18 protein-coding genes are annotated in these 17,625 nt (G+C 70.6%); 8 read left to right on the forward strand and 10 right to left on the reverse strand.

All coding sequences use genetic code 11. The features are described from left to right. Positions 1-72: 72 nt before the first annotated feature. Entirely contained in the window at positions 73-1,287 is a 1,215-nt protein-coding gene (locus ACFV1L_RS05850; protein ID WP_380363242.1) for a pyridoxal phosphate-dependent aminotransferase, read from the reverse strand. A gap of 119 nt (positions 1,288-1,406) precedes the next feature. On the opposite strand from ACFV1L_RS05850, the gene ACFV1L_RS05855 reads away from it, so the two are divergent. Then, complete coding sequence (locus tag ACFV1L_RS05855; protein WP_380363244.1) at positions 1,407-2,072, forward strand: prepilin peptidase; 666 nt, start codon at positions 1,407-1,409, stop codon at positions 2,070-2,072. Between the two features lie 109 nt (positions 2,073-2,181). On the opposite strand, the gene ACFV1L_RS05860 is transcribed toward ACFV1L_RS05855, so the two are convergent. Continuing rightward, the gene (locus ACFV1L_RS05860; protein WP_380363246.1) at positions 2,182-3,789 is read right to left on the reverse strand and encodes a chitinase; all 1,608 of its coding nucleotides are present in this window, start codon (positions 3,787-3,789) and stop codon (positions 2,182-2,184) included. A gap of 337 nt (positions 3,790-4,126) precedes the next feature. Between ACFV1L_RS05860 and ACFV1L_RS05865 the strand changes: the two genes are divergently transcribed. The 4 genes from ACFV1L_RS05865 to ACFV1L_RS05880 all read left to right on the forward strand — a co-directional run bounded on the left by ACFV1L_RS05865 (position 4,127) and on the right by ACFV1L_RS05880 (position 9,399). After that, on the forward strand, positions 4,127-4,921 hold the full coding sequence (locus ACFV1L_RS05865) for an isoprenyl transferase (protein WP_380363247.1): 795 nt from the start codon (positions 4,127-4,129) through the stop codon (positions 4,919-4,921). Between the two features lie 214 nt (positions 4,922-5,135). Next, entirely contained in the window at positions 5,136-6,467 is a 1,332-nt protein-coding gene (locus tag ACFV1L_RS05870) for a PhoH family protein (protein WP_380363248.1), read from the forward strand. Between the two features lie 408 nt (positions 6,468-6,875). After that, a complete protein-coding gene (locus tag ACFV1L_RS05875; RefSeq protein WP_380363249.1) occupies positions 6,876-7,550 on the forward strand; it encodes a transglycosylase SLT domain-containing protein in 675 nt (224 codons plus the stop codon). 403 nt (positions 7,551-7,953) lie between these two features. After that, a complete protein-coding gene (locus ACFV1L_RS05880; RefSeq protein ID WP_380363250.1) occupies positions 7,954-9,399 on the forward strand; it encodes an AI-2E family transporter in 1,446 nt (481 codons plus the stop codon). 125 nt (positions 9,400-9,524) lie between these two features. Here ACFV1L_RS05880 and ACFV1L_RS05885 read toward each other — a convergent pair whose 3' ends face one another. Further along, positions 9,525-10,058, reverse strand: coding sequence for an alkyl hydroperoxide reductase (locus ACFV1L_RS05885; protein WP_380363251.1), 534 nt, complete (start codon positions 10,056-10,058; stop codon positions 9,525-9,527). Positions 10,059-10,063: 5 nt separating this feature from the next. Further along, positions 10,064-10,624, reverse strand: coding sequence for a peroxiredoxin (locus ACFV1L_RS05890; RefSeq protein WP_380363253.1), 561 nt, complete (start codon positions 10,622-10,624; stop codon positions 10,064-10,066). A gap of 337 nt (positions 10,625-10,961) precedes the next feature. Between ACFV1L_RS05890 and ACFV1L_RS05895 the strand changes: the two genes are divergently transcribed. The 3 genes from ACFV1L_RS05895 to ACFV1L_RS05905 all read left to right on the forward strand — a co-directional run bounded on the left by ACFV1L_RS05895 (position 10,962) and on the right by ACFV1L_RS05905 (position 13,602). Beyond that, a complete protein-coding gene (locus tag ACFV1L_RS05895) occupies positions 10,962-11,792 on the forward strand; it encodes a hypothetical protein (RefSeq protein WP_380363255.1) in 831 nt (276 codons plus the stop codon). A gap of 36 nt (positions 11,793-11,828) precedes the next feature. After that, positions 11,829-12,518 (forward strand): hypothetical protein, encoded by a 690-nt coding sequence (locus tag ACFV1L_RS05900; protein WP_380363256.1) that lies wholly within the window; start codon positions 11,829-11,831, stop codon positions 12,516-12,518. Positions 12,519-12,828: 310 nt separating this feature from the next. Next, positions 12,829-13,602 carry a glycosyltransferase family 2 protein gene (locus ACFV1L_RS05905; RefSeq protein ID WP_380363258.1) on the forward strand — a complete coding sequence of 258 codons (774 nt, stop codon included), beginning with the start codon at positions 12,829-12,831 and terminating at the stop codon, positions 13,600-13,602. Positions 13,603-13,614: 12 nt separating this feature from the next. Here ACFV1L_RS05905 and ACFV1L_RS05910 read toward each other — a convergent pair whose 3' ends face one another. The 6 genes from ACFV1L_RS05910 to ACFV1L_RS05935 form a co-directional block, all read right to left on the reverse strand. Beyond that, a complete protein-coding gene (locus ACFV1L_RS05910; RefSeq protein ID WP_380363260.1) occupies positions 13,615-14,541 on the reverse strand; it encodes a TauD/TfdA family dioxygenase in 927 nt (308 codons plus the stop codon). A 188-nt stretch (positions 14,542-14,729) separates the two neighbouring features. Further along, complete coding sequence (locus ACFV1L_RS05915) at positions 14,730-15,263, reverse strand: NUDIX domain-containing protein (protein ID WP_380363261.1); 534 nt, start codon at positions 15,261-15,263, stop codon at positions 14,730-14,732. After that, positions 15,263-15,442 carry a hypothetical protein gene (locus ACFV1L_RS05920; protein ID WP_380363263.1) on the reverse strand — a complete coding sequence of 60 codons (180 nt, stop codon included), beginning with the start codon at positions 15,440-15,442 and terminating at the stop codon, positions 15,263-15,265. Before ACFV1L_RS05920 ends, ACFV1L_RS05915 begins: the two co-directional genes overlap by 1 nt. 143 nt (positions 15,443-15,585) lie before the next feature. Next, complete coding sequence (locus ACFV1L_RS05925; protein ID WP_380363264.1) at positions 15,586-16,047, reverse strand: hypothetical protein; 462 nt, start codon at positions 16,045-16,047, stop codon at positions 15,586-15,588. 18 nt (positions 16,048-16,065) lie between these two features. Beyond that, positions 16,066-16,272 (reverse strand): hypothetical protein, encoded by a 207-nt coding sequence (locus ACFV1L_RS05930; protein WP_380363266.1) that lies wholly within the window; start codon positions 16,270-16,272, stop codon positions 16,066-16,068. Between the two features lie 285 nt (positions 16,273-16,557). Then, positions 16,558-17,517 carry a hypothetical protein gene (locus ACFV1L_RS05935; protein WP_380363267.1) on the reverse strand — a complete coding sequence of 320 codons (960 nt, stop codon included), beginning with the start codon at positions 17,515-17,517 and terminating at the stop codon, positions 16,558-16,560. Positions 17,518-17,625: the final 108 nt, after the last annotated feature.

Here is a 17,625-nt window from a genome sequence, read left to right on the forward strand (position 1 = left end):
ACCGGCGGATCCGCCCGGGGAAGCTTCCCTCCCCGGGCGGATCCTGCCGTTCCCGCCCCTTGCGGGGCGCGACTACGGCTGCACGTAGCCGGACAGGAAGTCGCCGATGCGCGTCACCGCGTCCGCGACGTCCTCCGGCCGGGGGAGGGTGACCAGGCGGAAGTGGTCGGGGTCGGGCCAGTTGAAGCCGGTGCCCTGGACGATCAGGATCCGCTGGGAGCGCAGCAGGTCGAGGACCATCTGCGCGTCGTCCTTGATCTTGTACACCTGCGGGTCGAGCCGCGGGAACGCGTACAGCGCGCCCTTGGGCTTCACGCAGGAGACGCCGGGGATCGCGTTGAGCAGCTCGAACGCGGCGTCGCGGGAGGCGAGCAGCCGGCCGCCGGGCAGGATCAGGTCGCGGATGGACTGCCGTCCGCCGAGCGCCGCGGCGACCGCGTGCTGGGCGGGCATGTTGGCGCACAGCCGCATCGAGGCGAGCACGTTGAGGCCCTCGATGTAGGAGCGGGCGCGCTGCCGGTCGCCGGAGAGCACCATCCAGCCGCTGCGGAAGCCGGCCACCCGGTAGGACTTGGACATGCCGTTGAAGGTGACGCAGAACAGGTCCGGGGCGAGGGTGGCGAGCGGGACGTGCTCCACGCCGTCGTACAGGATCTTGTCGTAGATCTCGTCCGCGTACACCACCAGCCGGTGCTCGCGGGCGAGTTCGACGATCCCCTCCAGCACCTCGCGCGGGTAGACCGCGCCGGTCGGGTTGTTGGGGTTGATCACCACGATCGCCCGGGTGCGGTCGGTGACCTTGGCGGCGATGTCCGCGAGGTCCGGGTACCACTCGGCCTGCTCGTCGCAGCGGTAGTGGACGGCGGTGCCGCCCGCCAGTGAGACGGACGCCGTCCACAGCGGGTAGTCGGGGGCGGGGACGAGCACCTCGTCGCCGTCGTCGAGGAGGGCGGTCATGGCGAGCTGGATCAGCTCGGAGACGCCGTTGCCCAGGTAGACGTCCTCGACCGAGAGGCCGTGCAGGCCGCGTTCCTCGTAGTGCATGACCACGGCGCGGCGGGCCGACAGCAGGCCCTTGGAGTCGCCGTAGCCGTGCGCGGAGGACAGGTTGCGGAGGATGTCCTGGAGGATCTCGGGCGGGGCCTCGAAACCGAAGGCGGCCGGATTGCCGGTGTTGAGCTTGAGGATGCGGTGGCCCTGTTCCTCCAGCCGCATCGCCTCGTCGAGCACCGGGCCGCGAATGTCGTAGCAGACATTGGCGAGTTTGCTGGACTGGATGACCTGCATACCCGATTACTTTACGGCCGGGCCGGGCCGATACCCGCGTGGTGTTCGCCACCTGGACACGGACGGACGAGCCGCGGAGCGGCGGTAGGGTCGCGGCGGGCCGTCAGGGGAGGTGCCGGATGTTCGGAGCAGCGCTGGGAGCGGTGCTCGGCCTGCTGGCGGGAGTGCCGCTGCGCTCGCTGGTGGTGCGGTTCGCGGTGCCGGCCGGGCAGCCGTGGCGCACCTGCGCGGTGACGCCGCTGGGCGGCTGCGTGCGCTGCGGCGGTCGGTCCGGTCCGCCGCCGCTGACCGTCGAGGCGGTGGCCGCCGCGGTCGGCGCGGCGCTCGCGGCGGACGCGCCGCCGCGCTGGCTGCCGCTGCTGGTGTGGGTCGCGCTGTTCGGCGTGGTGCTCGGCTTCGTGGACGGTGCGGTGAAGCGGCTGCCGGACGCGCTGACCCTGCCGCTGCTGGCCGGGACGGTCCTGCTGGTCCCGCTCGCCGACCACCGCCCGGCGGTGTGGCTGCGCTGCGCGCTGGCCGCGGGCGTCCTCGGCGGGCTGTTCCTGCTGCTGGCGCTGCTCGCGCCGATGGGCCTGGGCGACGTCAAGCTCGCCCCGTCGCTCGGCGCGGTGCTGGGCCTCGGGGGCTGGCGCACGGTCTACGCCGGTGTCCTCTTCATGTGGGTGGTCGCCGCGCTGTGGGCGGTGCTGCTGCTGGTGCTGCGCCGGGCGGGCCGCCGCACCGAGCTGGCCTTCGGCCCGGCGATGCTGCTGGGCGCCCTGGCGGCGGTGCTGGCGGCGGACTGACGGGCCGTCAGGGCTCGGACGCGGGCGGGGCCCGTCGTACCCCCAGCGGTACGACGGGCCCCTGGTGTGCACCCACCCCACCCTCAAGGAGCGGTGCACCGGCGGAGAGTCACTGCATGCCGTGGACGAACGCCCCGACGTTGTTGGAGAAGTCGTTGCCGTTGTTGGCGTCCCAGTTGGTGGACCAGGTCATCGCGCCGCGGATGGTCGGCCACTTGGCCGGCGGGACGAAGCTGCCGCAGTGGTTGCCGGTCGCCAGGCAGTCCAGCGCGTTGTTCACCACGGTCGAGTTGACGTAGCCGCCGCCCGCCGCCTTGGTGGAGGCGGGGACGCCGATGCCGACCTGGTCGGGCCGGAGGCCGCCCTGGATGTGGGTGCAGACCTGCGCGGTGATGAAGTCGACGGTGCCCTGGGTGTAGACCTTGCCGTCGCAGCCGTTCATGCCGCCGGAGTTGTAGAACTGGGTGTTGACGACCGTGAGGATGTCCTTGGTGGCCAGCGCCAGCTGGAAGTACGCGCCGGCGGTGGAGTACATCCCGATGGTCTCGGGGGCCATGGTCAGCACGAAGCCGGAGCCGACCTTCGCCTGCAGGGTGTGCAGCGCCTGCGACATGTAGGTGGCGTTGACGCCGTTCTCCAGGTCGACGTCGATGCCGTCGAAGCCGTACTGCTGGATCAGCTTGTACGCCGAGTCGGAGAACGCGGTGGCGGCGGCCGAACTGCCCACCGAGATCGCGCCGTTCTGGCCGCCGATGGAGAGCACGACCTTCTTGCCGGCCGCGTGCTTGGCGGCGATGTCGGCCTTGAAGTCGGCGTCGGTGTAGCCGCCGAGCTTGGTGGCCAGCGCCGGGTCCAGGGTGAAGGAGATCGCGCCCTGGGTGGTGGTCGCGTCGGCGAAGGAGACCGCGATGATGTCGTACGCGGACTGCACGTCGCGCAGGCGCTGCACGGTCGAACCGTTGTCGAAGTTCTGCCAGTAGCCGGTCAGCACGTGCTTCGGCAGGCCGGTGTTCGGCGCCGGGGTGGTCGGGGAGCCGGACGGGCTGGGCGAGTTGGACGCCGACGGGGAGGCGCTCTGCGAGGGCGAGGCCGACGCGGACGGCGAGGCGCTCTGCGACGGGGAGGCCGATGCCGAGGCGGACGGCTTCGGCGAGGCCGAGGTGGCGGACGGGGTCGGGGTGGCGGTGCCGCCCGGGCCGATCAGCTGGATGTCGTCCGCGTAGTAGGTGGGCTGGCCGTACCACCCGTGCACGTACAGCGTCACGCTGGTGGTGGAGGCGCCGGTGGTGAAGGTGGTGTTCAGCTGGTTCCAGGCGCTCTGCGCCGACCAGGTGGACGGGTCGGTGCCGCCGGTGCCGCGGGCGCCCAGGTAGACGTACTGGCCCTGGACCCAGCCGTTCAGCGTGTAGGCGGTGTTGGGGAGCACCGACACGGTCTGGGTGCACTCGGCGGTGTCGCCGGCGCCCGGGGTCGCGGCCAGCGCGCCGCTGCCGGAGTGGACCGGGGTGGAGACCGCGGCGGTGCTGCCGGTGCAGGTCCAGCCCGAGAGGCCGGAGTCGAAGCCGCCGTTGGTCACCAGGTTGCCGACCGCGGCGTTCGCGCCGCCGGCCGACAGGGCCAGGCCGGTGCCGGCCAGCGCCAGCGCGGTCGCGGTGGCGAGCACCGCCGGGAACGTGTTGCGGCGCCGGTGGGACGGCTGCTGCAGGGTACGGGCCATGACAGGCTCCAGTGCAGGAGATGGGGGAGGGGTGTGGGGGAGAGCAGACGTGGCGGGGGAGGGGAGAGCCGCCGCGGTGGGGGTCGCGGCGGCTCCGCTGTGGGGGTGGGTCCGCTGTGGTGCTGACCACACGCTGGACTAGACCAATGGCAAGCGTCAAGACCCGGAATCCGGTTTAGGGACCGTTTAAGGATTCGGAGACCGTTCCGTATCCGACCTCGTGCGCGCACTGTGACAAGACCGGTACCTGCGGTTTTACCTCCGCCAATGCCGGGCGGAGTAGGCTGCCGCAGGGATTTCGCACCCGGAGCAATCAGCACGGAGGGGCACGTTCACGATGGGTCTGCGCGATGTGGTCGAGCGCACGCCGGGACTGCGCACCCTGCTGGACCGGGCCTACCGGCTGTACGGCCGGCGGGTCGAGGTGCACCTGGCGAACACCCCGCACCACATCGGGGTGATCCTGGACGGCAACCGCCGCTGGGCCAAGGCCGCCGGCGGAACCACCGCGTACGGGCACCAGCGCGGCGCCGACAAGATCAGCGAGTTCCTGGGCTGGTGCGCGGAGACCGACGTCCGGGTGGTCACCCTCTGGATGCTCTCCACCGACAACCTGTCCCGCCCCGCCGACGAGCTCGTCCCGCTGCTCGGCATCATCGAGGACGCCGTCCAGGGCCTGGTCGACGCCGGCCGCTGGAAGGTCCACCCGGTCGGCGCGCTCGACCTGCTGCCCGCCCGCACCACCGAACTGCTCAAGCAGGCCGAGCAGGACACCGCGCACATCGACGGACTGACCGTCAACGTCGCCATCGGCTACGGCGGCCGGCAGGAGATCGCCGACGCCGTCCGCTCCCTGCTCCAGGAGCACGCCGACCGCGGCACCTCGATCGAGGAACTGGCCGAAATCCTCGACGTCGAGCACATCGCCGAACACCTCTACACCAAGGGCCAGCCCGATCCCGACCTGGTGATCCGCACCTCCGGCGAGCAGCGGCTGTCCGGCTTCCTGCTCTGGCAGTCCGCGCACAGCGAGTTCTACTTCTGCGAGGCGTACTGGCCGGCCTTCCGCAAGGTCGACTTCCTGCGGGCGCTGCGCGACTACCAGCTGCGCAACCGGCGGATGGGCCGCTGACGCCGGGCCGCCGCGGCCGCTGACGCCCGGTCAGTCCCCCGTACCCGTGGGGCGCGTGGGAAAACGTTCACCGGTTGTGATCCCGCCGTTCGCTCCGGCGCGAATGCGGGCCTCCTCGCCTGGGAATACTCCACTCAGACCGTCCCCCCGGCCAGCGGGGCCGCGGGGACCGGTGGGCCGCGGGTGACGTCGGGTCACCCGCTCTGGAGGGCTAGTGGTCAGTACCAAGAGCCGCCGGACACCAGACCGGCGCACGTACGTCCTCGACACCAGCGTGCTCCTGGCCGACCCTCTCGCCATGACGCGCTTCGAGGAGCACGAGGTGGTCCTCCCGGTGGTCGTGGTCACCGAGTTGGAGGCCAAGCGGCACCACCCGGAGCTGGGCTACTTCGCCCGTCAGGCGCTGCGGATGCTGGACGACTTCCGCATCCGCCACGGCCGGCTCGACGAGCCGATCCCGGTCGGCGAGCTCGGCGGCACGATCCGGGTGGAGCTGAACCACTCCGACCCGTCGATCCTGCCGGCCGGCTACCGGGCCGGCGGCGGCGAGGCGGACACCAGGATCCTCGCGGTCGCCCGCAACCTCCAGGCCGAGGGTTACGACGTCACCGTGGTCTCCAAGGACCTGCCGCTGCGGATCAAGGCGAGCTCGGTCGGCCTGCTGGCCGAGGAGTACCGGGCCGAGCTGGCGATCACCTCCGGCTGGACGGGCATGACCGAACTGCACGTCCCCGCCGACCAGGTGGACGAGCTGTTCGCCGGCCAGGACCACGCCCTCGGCCTCGACGGCGCCGAGCAACTCCCGGTCCACACCGGCCTGGTGCTGCACTCCGAGCGCGGCCGCGCCCTCGGCCGGGTGGCCCCCGACGGCCGGGTGAAGCTGGTCCGCGGCGACCGCGAGGCGTTCGGCCTGCGCGGCCGCAGCGCAGAGCAGCGGATCGCCCTCGACCTGCTGCTCGACCCGGAGATCGGCATCATCTCGATGGGCGGCCGGGCCGGTACCGGCAAGTCCGCGCTCGCCCTGTGCGCCGGCCTCGAAGCCGTCCTGGAGCGCCGCCAGCACCGCAAGGTGATGGTGTTCCGCCCGCTGTACGCGGTCGGCGGCCAGGAGCTCGGCTACCTGCCGGGCAGCGAGGCCGAGAAGATGGGCCCCTGGGCGCAGGCGGTGTTCGACACCCTCTCCGCCGTCACCACCCAGGACGTGATCGAGGAGGTCATCTCCCGCGGCATGCTGGAGGTGCTGCCGCTCACCCACATCCGCGGGCGCTCGCTGCACGACGCCTTCGTGATCGTGGACGAGGCGCAGTCCCTGGAGCGCAACGTGCTGCTCACGGTGCTCTCCCGGATCGGCCAGAACTCCCGCGTGGTGCTCACCCACGACGTCGCCCAGCGGGACAACCTGCGGGTCGGCCGGTACGACGGCGTGGTCGCGGTGGTGGAGAAGCTGAAGGGCCATCCGCTGTTCGCGCACATCACGCTCACGCGTTCGGAGCGTTCGCCGATCGCCGCACTGGTGACCGAGATGCTGGAGGACATCCAGCCGTAGCCATAACCGGACACACCGGGGCAAAGGGGTCTGACACGTACCGTCAGGCCCCTTTGCTGTCAGCCCGACTGACGGGCCTTCGGCCGTTCGCCCACCAAACGCCCAGGTGGCGAAGTTTGTGAGATCCGCCACGGCACAGGGAATTGCGTAGACACCGTCGCGTGCGGCATGGTGAGGGTTCTGTCAGGCCCCGCGTACGGCAATTCCACGCCCGGCGACTCCGGTCGGCGGGCGGAAAACTGAACACCGCAAGGCCGTACGCCGCTCGATCCCACCGCCGCTCCGGGCCCGCCCGGGGGGACGGCCGAGCCAGTGCCTCCCGTGACCAGAGCTCGACGGAGGCCTAGTGACCAGGGGCAGATATGCGCCCGGACGGTCACGCGCCGGGCGACGCTGGAAGGAAACCATGTGACTCGGATCTCGGTCCGGGGAGTCGCTGTCGCCTCCGCCACCGCGGTCACCGCCGTCGGTGCTGTCGTAGGTGCGGCCTCTGGCAGTGAGGGCAAGACCGTCCACACGGTCGACGTCGCGAGCGCCACCCTGCTCGCCGACGCGCCCACCGGTGCACAGGCCCAGAACGTCAGCGACGGCATCAGCCGTCAGGCCAACGCCCAGCAGGTCTCCGCCGACGCCGCCGCCAAGAAGGCCGCGGAAGAGGCCGCCCGGCAGAAGGCCGCCGCCGACGCCCAGGCGAAGGCCGACGCGGAGAAGGCCGCCAAGGCGGCCGAGGAGAAGCGCGCGAAGGAAGAGGCCAACCGCGCCGCCGCCCGCAGCGTGCTCGCCACCATCAGCCCCGGCTCGGTCCAGGACATGGCGCTGCAGATCGTCGGCGACGCCAACCAGTTCCAGTGCTTCAGCCAGATCGTCAAGCGCGAGAGCGGCTGGGACTACACCGCCACCAACGCCTCCTCCGGCGCCTACGGCCTGGTCCAGGCGCTGCCGGGCTCCAAGATGGCCTCGGCCGGCGCGGACTGGCGCACCAACCCCGCGACCCAGATCAAGTGGGGCCTCAACTACATGAACGACCGCTACGGCAGCCCCTGCGGCGCCTGGTCGTTCTGGCAGTCGCACCACTGGTACTAGGCCGACAGCCGGTACCCGCAGTCCGTACCGGAGGGCCCCGTTCTCGCACGGCCGAGAACGGGGCCCTCCGTGCTGCCGCGAGACAGCGGCCACCGGGCGGGCCGTGCCGCCCGGGCGGCGCTGACCAGTGCGCGGCGGGCGGCGACGGTCCGGTGCGGACGCGGGGAAGCGGAGCGGGTCCTGGTGTACTCCGCTCCCGGCCGGTCCGCGGACAGAAGGTCTGCCAGGCCCCTTCCCCGAACCGGCCGGACGAAACGGGCGAATTGGTGGCGTTTTGCCCGGAACCTCCGGGAGGCGGTCCGCGATACCCGCGCGACCCCGGCTCCGGCGGCAGGTAGCGTTCCTCACCGACGGCCGTGCGACCCGCGGCCGCGCGGCAGACGAACGCGGGGGAGACCGGGCAGTGACGGAAGAGACGAGCGGCGGCCGTTGGCGCGGCCTCGCCAAGATAGGGGCCGTCGCGGCGGGCCTGTTCGCCGCCGCCGAACGACGGCGCCGGGCGGTCATCTCCGCCGAGGCGCAGGCGCTCGCCACCGAGCAGGCCGTCGAACTCGCCGCCGAACGGGCCGCCCGGCGCACCGCCGAACAGACGGCCCGTCAACTCGCCGAACACGGCAGCGCACCGGCGGGCGCCCAGGCCCTCGCCGCGGCACCCCCGGAAGGAGCGGTCGTGCGGACCGACGACACCATCCCGCCCCCGCGCGCCCCGCAGGCCGCCGAACACCCGCTCGGCGCCGCGCCCCCCGGCCGGCCCGCCGACCCGGTGGACGCGGTGCCGTGGGCGCTGCGGGTCGCCGCCGAGTCCACCTGGCGCCTGCTGCTGCTCGGCGTCGCCCTCTACGTGGTGTTCCGGGTGATCGACACGCTGCGCCTGGTGGCGTTCGCCGCCGTCGCCGCACTGCTGATCTCCGCCCTGCTGGAGCCCACCGTCTCCTGGCTGCGCCGGCACGGCGTCCCGCGGTCGGTGGCCGCCGCCGCGACCTTCCTGTCCGGCCTGGCCGGGATCGGGCTGGTCGGCTGGTTCGTGTTCTGGCAGGTGTCGACCAACCTGGACCGGGTCACCGTCAAGGCCCAGGACGGCGTCCGGCAGCTGCGCGACTGGCTGGTCACCGGCCCGTTCCACCTGACGCAGGATCAGCTGGACAACTTCACCAACCAGATCACCACCGCCATCGGCACCAACTCCGACCAGCTCACCTCGGCGGGCTTCACCGGCGTCAGCATCGCGGTCGAGGTGCTCACCGGCATCGCCCTCACCGCCTTCACCACGTTCTTCCTGCTCTACGACGGCGCCCGGATCTGGAGCTGGACGCTGCGCGGCCTGCCCCGGCACTCCCGGTACGCGATGGCCGGGGCCGGGCCCAAGGCCTGGGCCACGCTGACCGCGTACGTCCGCGGCACCGTCACCGTCGCCTTCATCGACGCGCTGTGCATCGGCATCGGACTCGAACTGCTCGGCGTGCCGATGGCGATGCCGCTCGCCGTGATCATCTTCCTGGGCGCCTTCGTGCCGCTGGTCGGCGCGCTGGTCACCGGCACCATCGCGGTGCTGATCGCGCTGGTCACCGTCGGACCGTTCAAGGCGCTGATGGCGCTGGTCGTGCTGGTCGCCGTCCAGCAGCTGGAGGGCCACATCCTGCAGCCGCTGATCCTCGGCCGGGCGGTGCGGGTCCACCCGCTGGCCGTGGTGCTCGGCGTCGCCGCCGGCTCCATCATCGGCGGCATCGCCGGCGCGATCGTCGCCGTCCCGCTGATCGCCGTGACCAACACCGTCACCGGGCACCTGCGGCAGCGCAACGCCGCCGGGCAGGAAGTCTTCCAGGCGCTGGAGGCCGCCAAGCAGAAGTAGCGCCACCGGCCGGCGGGTTCGGGCTGCGGCCGGGAAGTCCGGCCCGTGGCCGAGGAGTACGGGCGAGCGGACGGCGAAAGGCCCGCCGGGGGATCCCCGGCGGGCCTTTTCGTCCGTCGCTGCGACTACTGCGGCAGCTGGGCTTCCGCGTCCAGCACCGAGGCGACGGCCTGGACGGTGGCGGCGATCTTCACCGAGGCCTGGACGACCTCGCGCTCGACGCCGGCCTTGCGCAGCACGCCCTCGTGCGAGTCGAGGCACTGGCCGCAGCCGTTGATCGCGGAGACCGCGAAGCACCACAGCTCGAAGTCGACCTTGTCGACGCCCGGGTTGCCGATGATGTTCATCCGCAGACCGGCGCGCATCGTCCCGTACTCCTTGTCGGAGAGCAGGTGCAGCGTCCGGTAGTAGACGTTGTTCATCGCCATGATCGCGGCGGCGCCCTTGGCGGCCTGGTAGGCCTCCGGGGACAGGTGCGACTTGGCCTCGGGCTCCAGCTCGCGCAGCACGGCCGGGGAGCCGGTCGCCATCGCGCAGGCCAGCACGGTGCCCCAGAGCTGCTGCTCGGGCAGGTCCGAGTTGCCGATGACCGAGCCCAGGTTGAGCTTCAGGTCCTTGGCGTAGTCCGGCAGGGCGGCCTTGAGTTCGTCGAGAGCCATCGGGGTCAGCCGGCCAGCAGGGCCTGGGCGTCGAGGGTGTCCTCGCCCTTGTTCCAGTTGCACGGGCACAGCTCGTCGGTCTGCAGGGCGTCCAGCACCCGCAGGACCTCCTTCGGGTTACGGCCGACGGAGCCGGCGGTCACCATGACGAACTGGATCTCGTTGTTCGGGTCGACGATGAACACCGCACGCTGGGCGGTGCCGTCGGCGCCCTCGACGCCGCAGGCGCGCATCAGGTCGTGCTTGACGTCGGCCAGCATCGGGAAGGGCAGGTCGCGCAGGTCCTTGTGGTCCTTGCGCCAGGCGTGGTGCACGTACTCCGAGTCGCCGGAGACGCCGAGGACCTGGGCGTCACGGTCGGCGAACTCCTCGTTCAGCTTGCCGAACGCGGCGATCTCGGTGGGGCACACGAAGGTGAAGTCCATCGGCCAGAAGAAGACCACTGACCAACCCTTCTTGGCCTTCTGGTCCTCGGAAGAGTAGTCCTTGAACTCCAACTTGTCAGCCGACGGGCCCTCCACGCCCCGCAGGTTGTACTCGGGGAACTGGTCACCGATCGTCAGCACGTTGCTACTCCAAAGGTTGAGACGAGGGTTGTCCGGACTGCGGACACCTCCAGCGTTGCACAGGAGAACTGATCGATGAAATCGGACCTACAGCACACTTTGATAGGCAAGTCCGATCAGCGGTGTCGCGGCTCGCCCCCACGATGATCAGCTGTGCTACGGTCCCCCCATGCAAGAAAGTCCCCCCGTGCAACTTCGCGGGGGCTACATGCGTGCATCAAGGGGAGCGGTGTCTGTGCGAGTCAACCGAACGCACCACAGTCGAGATTTTGTTGTAATTCCCAACCGTATAGCTCAGGGGGCTCGGCTCAGCCTGGTTGCTCGTGGGCTCCTGGTCATGCTGCTGTCCCAGCGGGAGAACAGCACCGAAACGATCCGCAGCCTGACCGAGGACGCGCCCGAGGGGGCAACTCGTGTCACCGCCGCCGTAGGGGAGCTGCGGGCCGCCGGATACGTCGTCTGCACGAAGCGGCAGAACGAGTCCGGCCACTGGGCAACGCACGTCACCGTCTACGACCGGCCGCAGTCTGACCGGCCGGAAACCGGCGCACCGCGCTCCGGCGGACGGGACGTCCGGAGCACCGGGCCCAACCCTGAGGGAAAGAACCGGGGTGAAGAAACCCCCTCTACCCCCGTCGAGGAAGAGAACCAGAAGGACGCTCAAGCGGCCGAGGGGGAGGGCGGGGACATGGATCAGGCCGCCGAGCAGGACGCCGCTGGCGCGGCCGTCCTGGCCCGTGTGGGGCGCGTCGAACGGCGGCTTCGTCTGGGCGTGGCGGAGCTGCTGGAGCTGGCTCCGCTGGCTGCCGAGTGGCTCGCCAGAGGGGCCACCGAGGCCGATATCCGTGAGGCGCTGACGGCTGGCCTGCCGGCGAACGTCAAGCGGCCCGCCGGAGTGGTCAGGTGGCGGCTGGAGAAGAAGATGCCGCCGCTTCCCGCAGCGCCGATTCCGCCGCTGGCGGACTGCGGCCAGTGCCGGGCTCCGCTGCCGCGTGGCCAGGTGGCCGGCATCTGCTCGGGTTGTGCCGGGGTGGCCAAGGCCGTTCGGCCGATGGCCAGTTCGCGGCCGGCCCCGTCCGAGGCCATGAATCTGCTCGCGGCCATCCGTGAACGCCGGGCCACTGGCGCGTTCGCAGCTGGCGCGCGTAGCCGCTTCGCCGGAATCTGACCTGGCCCAATCTGTCCTGAGAAGGGGACAACTGTCGTGACTATTGAACTGCCCTGGTACGCCACGCTGGTGTTCAAGCTCGGCCGCCCCGTGGTCCTGGTGGCCGCGCTGCTCATGTCCATACCCGGCGAGGTGCATTTGGCCGCCGTGGCCGGCTGGGACAGCGTGCAAGTGGGGGACTGGACCTTCAACGTGGCCGGGCTCATGCCCGTCTGCGTGAGCGTGTACGCGGCCTGCTCCGCCGTCATCGCGGATGTGGCCAAACGGCTCAAGCTCCCCGGCCGGAAATCCGCACTGGCCGGTGCCGCCGTCGCTCTGGCCCTGGCCTTGGCCGCCCAGGGCATCAGCCACCTGATCGAACTGAACTACCTGGGCTCCGGGTGGATTCTGGTACTGGCCGTCTCCGCGATCCCGCCGCTTGTGGCCGCGCACATGCTTCACATGGCCGCCGCCCCGGTCGCCCTGGCCTCGCACGTCGAGCCCGAGGAGGACACCGAGTCTGACGAGCTGCTGGCCGGGGACAGCGAACCGGGGCCCCGGAGGACAGGGAAGCGAGGTGGCCGTGCTCGTGCTCGGGAGGAGGCTGCCGTCCTGGCCGCCGCCGAGCAACTGCGGGCCGCCGGTACCAAGGTCACCGGGGCCACCCTTGGCAAGGCGTTGGGTGTGAGCCGTCGAAGTGGCACGCGGTACTGCCAGAGCCTCCCGCCCGAGTTGCGGGCCGGCTAACGGACGGGCCAAAGGCCGATGGACCCTCACATCCGAATTGTGAGGGTCCATCGGCGGGCAAGCCGGCCGTCGGCTGCGGAAGGCAATAGACCGTAGTCGAAAATTCCTGCATTGCCAGCGCCAGAGTACCCGACCGATTCATTCATTCAGCGGGCCGTTGGCCAACTGGCGCCAAGCGGGCTTGCGTGCAGATCGGTGAGCCCGAACGGTCCGAGGGACAGTCAGCTCCTCGGCACGTACGCCGTGCGGCGTGGCACTAGAATTCCAGGCCAAACGCCTCGCTGCCTCTGGCCAAGCTAGGAGCCTCCCCGTGCCGCTGGTGTCTGTCGTGATGCCTGTGTTCAACTCGTCGCGCACTCTCGCTTCTTCGATTCGCTCGGTGCTCGCACAGACCCACGTCGATCTGGAGCTGCTGGTCACGGACGACATGTCCTCGGACGACTCCATGGACCTGCTGATGGAGTTCGCTCGGCAGGACGAACGCGTTCTTCCGCAGCAGGCACCCGAGCAGGGGGGAGCCGGCCGCGCCCGCAACCTCGCCATCAGCCGGGCCCGCGGTGACTACGTTGCCTTTCTGGACAGCGACGACCTGTGGCTACCGGGCAAGCTCGAACAGCAGACCGCCTTTGCCGAGGCGGCCGGTGTGCCCCTGACGTACACGGCCTATTACAAGGTGGACGCCGACTTCAACGGCGAGGGGGCCGACTTCGAACCGAACGGGCGCGTCGTCCAGGTACGGACGCACGTGGACTACCGGGCGATGCTGGTCCAGGACCACATTGGGGCCCTGACCGCCATGTACTCCCGCAAGGTTCTCGGTACTCGGCTGATGCCGGAGATGCGCAAACGACAGGACTACGCGTTGTGGCTGTCGATCATGCGTGACGGGGCGGAGGCCCGAGGACTGCCGGAGCCGCTGGCGGTGTACCGCTCCCACCAGGCAGGATCGCTCTCGTCGAACAAGCTGTCCCTGATCCCCTACAACTGGCGGCTCTACCGCGACCACGAGGGACTGTCGGTGCCCCGGTCAGCGCTGGCGCTGGCCGGGGCGGCATGGCACTCGGTGCGGAAGTCGCAGATTTAGACCTGCGCAGATTCAGACCTGCTGGGGGCTACGCAGGAAGAGCTGCTGGAGCAGGCGGCGATCCCCGGCCGGCACGCTCTCCTGGCCGTCGGCGAGAGGCAGGCGGCCGTGAACCACCTGGTGCTGGTTCACGATCAGGAGGTCACCGCGCTGGAGTGTGAAGGCGACCTGGCCGGCGGACAGCTCGTCCGCGAGTTCCTGGGCGGCGAAGGTGTGGGCCTTGCTGAACTCGCCATCGGCGAGCATCTTGGCGGTGAACCGGACGAACCCCTTGTCGTCCCGCTCGCCGTCCAGGATGGGGAACGGCGTGAACTCCTCTCCGACGTCGGACAGGCCATAGAACGAGCCGTAGCGGTACTCCTGGTCCGCCAGCAGGGCGCGGACGGACTCCGACAGACGCGAGACGGCCGCGCGGGCGTCGGAGACGATACTCTCCCCGGCCCCGAGCGGATCGGGCCGGACGCACAGGAGAACGGAGTAGTCCGGCGGCTGGGTGGCGTTGACCAGGTCGATGTGCCAGGCATTGTGGCCAATGCCGGTGGACATGCCGGGCTTGGCGTCGAGGTTCGTTCCGAGTGCCTTCCACAACGGCCACCGCAGGAACGGCTGGAAGGGGATGGCCACGTGGGCCAGGATCGCGGTCACCAGCCGGAGAAACGGCTCTCCCTCGACCCCCAGCGCCTGGGCGATGCCGCCCAGGCGCACCACGGCGTAGCCGCCGCCCTCGGAGCTGAGCGCGGACATGGCGGCGTTCTTGAGCCCGCGGAACTCGGGGGCCGCGTCCAGGGCAGCTCGGTACTGCTGGATCGTGCGGCCTGAGAGAAACGTGCCGTTCATCTCCCAGTCCGGGAGCGACGTCCCCACCTCGGCAAGAGCCGTTTCCAGCTCCTCCGGCAGGTCGAGCAGGTTGGTTCGGGCACCGTTTTCGATTTCGTGCATCGTGCCGTCCCTTTCTGTGAGTTGCTCCACCCGGCCGGGTGGAGGGGGCACACGCCCTTGGCCAGAACGCGGGCGTCTTGGCGGGCGGAGAGAGCAGACGTCGTACTCGTTGGTGCTGCCGGCCCCCGGATCCCAGCAGATCCGGGGGCCGGCACCGCCCGGGTGACCGGGCGGGGTCTTCGGTGCTGCTACGCGGCGTCGGCGGGGCCGTACGGCTGGCCGACGTGCAACAGCGGGAACCCATTACCTGTGGCCCGTGCGTCGAGGGCCTGATAAACACGTGCCGCTTGATAGGGGGCCGTGTGGGCATCGAGCCGGCGCGGGGGAATCCAGAGGAGCTTGGTGATCTCAGTGCTGCCCGCCGGAACGGTCAACCGGGCTGCCTCGGCCTCGGTCACCGTGCCGCCATCGCAGACCACGTTGATTCCCTCACAGGAACCGGTCAGCGGGTCTTCATCGATCTGGTCCACGAGCAGGCCGCGCATAATCGTCCGCACAAGCCCGGTCTCTTCCGCCAGCTCCCGTGCGGCGGCGTGGCCGATCAGCTCGTGCCCGTTCGCAGCGCCCCCGGGCAGGATCGGCCAGTTCTTGTAACTGGGCTGCACCATGAGAACCGAGCCGGCCCGGGGATCCCTGGGGTCGTCCGTGGCGAGCGTGATCAGGACTACACACCCGATCCGCCGCCGCGGGTGCCGGTCGGCCGGAATATCGGCGTGCGCCATTAGAGCCGCCCCTCCTGACCGAACTTGTCGGCGGCCTCGGCGGCGGCGTCGTCGTTGCCCTCGCGTACGGCCTTCGTCAGGTCGCCCAGGTTGGCGAAGAAGGTGTCGTCGTCCATCGCGTCGGCGTCCCCTCCGCTGCTCGTGTCGTTGTTGCTGTTCTGCTTGCGGCCAAAGGCCATGGCACTTCTCCGGTGTTCGGGGGCTTGGAACCCGCCCCCGGACGAGCTGTTCCCTCGGGGGCGGGCGCATTTGCCGTCTTCGGGTGCTCCCCAGCAATCCCAGAACGGCACCGCCCGTGGAACCCGGGCGGAGCTTCACGGGCCTACAGCGGCGGGGACCCGGCCCCCGCCGCCGCGAGTGCGGCCTGTCGGGCCGCCGCCGACTGCTGTTCCTCGAAACGGACGACCCAGGGACACACAACCTGCGGGGTCGCGGTCGGCAGCAGCCGCAGTTCGAGCGTGTCGGGGGAGAGCGCCCGCGCCTCGCGGATGCTCACGTGCAGTTCGGTGGCCTGCCTGCTGTGGTCGTCGTCGGCCGGCCTCGACCTGGCGAACTCCTGGCGTGCCACAGGGCGGCGGGCGCTGATCGGGACGCGGTCGCACTCGTCCCACGGCGCGCGGCGCAGGCCGCGCACCTCCACCTGAACGGGCTCCGCCGGATGATCTCCGGCGCGGTGACGGCCCTTCGGCTTGCCGGGATCCCCGGCTATGAACCAGGCCGCCGCGCCTGCCAGCAATATCGGCGGAACCGCCAGCGCAGCGGCCCATTTGGTGATCTCTGTCATGTCGGAGCCCTCCACGGCTCAACTGGGGCGCGGTGGCCAGTCGCGCGGGTCGTCCGGGACGACGAGTCGGATGGTGAGCCGGCCTGTGATGCCTAACGCCTGCCGAATTTTGGCCTCGACCGAGCCGGTCAGGTTCTCAGCGGCGGCGGCCATCGGAACGAACGGGTGTTTGTCCGTCCCCGGGATCTCCAGGACATAGCCCTCAGCCGGCGTCAGCTCGACCACGACAACCCGCCGCCGCTTCCTTCGTGGCACGGCACTTCACCTCCCGGTTACAGCGATGTGGGCCCCGCCCCCGGCCATCCGCGTCCGTCCAGTCGCGTCACCGGGGGCGGGGGTTGTGCTGCCCGACGGGGCGTGTCCGTCGGGAGCTGAGAATCGGTCGCCCCGACCTGAGGTGTGGTGGGGCCGGGGCGACCATCACCCCCACCGGCGGTTGCTGGGAGCGGTGGGGGAGCTACCCGGGGTGCAGGAAAGGCCCCGGGAGATCAGAGCTGTTCAGAGGTAGAGCTACACCGGCGGCGTCCACGCCTTCGCAGCCTCGCGCCACAGCGCCTGGCGGGCGGCCTTGATGTGCTGGCGCTCGGCCAAGCGCTCGGCCCCGCTGAGGGTGCTCGCGTGCAACTTCGCAAGGGACCCGAGGACGACCACGGGGCGATGGTCCGAGAGGTGTTCGAGGCCCGTCACCGTGACGACCCGCTCGACCGACGCCGCGGTGTGCCGGTCCGCCATCCATCGATCGGTGCGGCGGTGGGCACCCTGCCCGTGCGCCGCGTAGCCCGCCGTGGAGACCAGGGCTTCGTCAGACCCCACGTGTTCAGCAAGGTCCACATATCCCGCCGACCTCAGCTCCAGGTCCGCGAGGTCAGCAGTCACCCGCTTGTCAGTGCCGTCGAACACCGGACGCGTCCGACTGGCGACGTATTGCATGTCCGTGACCCGAGAGAAGTCCCAACTAGACCCGGCGACAGCCTCGTTGAAGTCGGCGGCGAGCATGACCCGCCATCCGTCCTGAATCAACGCGAACATGCCCTGTGCCTCCCACAGCCGCCACAACCACCCCACGTAGGCAGCGTGGTGGCCGACCAGCGCAAGCGTGCCCGGAAGATCCTCGCCGTTCTCCCCGACCAGGGCCACGGACGCGTTGACCGGGGGGATTCGCGGTGCACGGCTGTAGGGGGCCGCGTAAGAGGCGGTCACCCGGAAACAACCGCCCTCGCGCATGAAGAGGAAGTTCCGGTTGGCCGTCACGTCCGTTTCGGCGCTGCGGTAGGCACGCATGTCGAGGGCCTCGGCCACCTCGTCCACCTGGTCCGCCAGCAGCTCGGACAGGATCACGCCGTCCAGCCGCAGCCGGCGCAGCGCTTCGATCACCTCCGGCAGGTTTTCGCCGTGCTCCAGCGTCCAGTACCCGAGGGCGTACCGGCCGTCTCCGCGGACGCCCTCCCGAACAGTGCTACTCGTCTCCACGTGGCCCCTCCCCACTGCCGCTGAGCGGCAGCACTCGATTTCCCCGAACCCCAATTCCGAGCGGTGGTACCCCGCCCCGGCCCGGACTCCGGAGGGCCGGGGCGGGAG

Origin of the sequence: Kitasatospora sp. NPDC059646 (assembly GCF_042734615.1) — a bacterium.
In the GTDB taxonomy this organism is placed as follows: domain Bacteria; phylum Actinomycetota; class Actinomycetes; order Streptomycetales; family Streptomycetaceae; genus Kitasatospora.

Bases quoted from the DNA above. Each gene is read 5' to 3' on its own strand.
- ACFV1L_RS05850 (WP_380363242.1), bottom strand. From the start codon at position 1,287: ATGCAGGTCATCCAGTCCAGCAAACTCGCCAATGTCTGCTACGACATT.
- ACFV1L_RS05855 (WP_380363244.1), top strand. From the start codon at position 1,407: ATGTTCGGAGCAGCGCTGGGAGCGGTGCTCGGCCTGCTGGCGGGAGTG.
- ACFV1L_RS05860 (WP_380363246.1), bottom strand. From the start codon at position 3,789: ATGGCCCGTACCCTGCAGCAGCCGTCCCACCGGCGCCGCAACACGTTC.
- ACFV1L_RS05865 (WP_380363247.1), top strand. From the start codon at position 4,127: ATGGGTCTGCGCGATGTGGTCGAGCGCACGCCGGGACTGCGCACCCTG.
- ACFV1L_RS05885 (WP_380363251.1), bottom strand. From the start codon at position 10,058: ATGGCTCTCGACGAACTCAAGGCCGCCCTGCCGGACTACGCCAAGGAC.
- ACFV1L_RS05895 (WP_380363255.1), top strand. From the start codon at position 10,962: ATGCTGCTGTCCCAGCGGGAGAACAGCACCGAAACGATCCGCAGCCTG.
- ACFV1L_RS05910 (WP_380363260.1), bottom strand. From the start codon at position 14,541: ATGCACGAAATCGAAAACGGTGCCCGAACCAACCTGCTCGACCTGCCG.
- ACFV1L_RS05915 (WP_380363261.1), bottom strand. From the start codon at position 15,263: ATGGCGCACGCCGATATTCCGGCCGACCGGCACCCGCGGCGGCGGATC.
- ACFV1L_RS05920 (WP_380363263.1), bottom strand. From the start codon at position 15,442: ATGGCCTTTGGCCGCAAGCAGAACAGCAACAACGACACGAGCAGCGGA.
- ACFV1L_RS05925 (WP_380363264.1), bottom strand. From the start codon at position 16,047: ATGACAGAGATCACCAAATGGGCCGCTGCGCTGGCGGTTCCGCCGATA.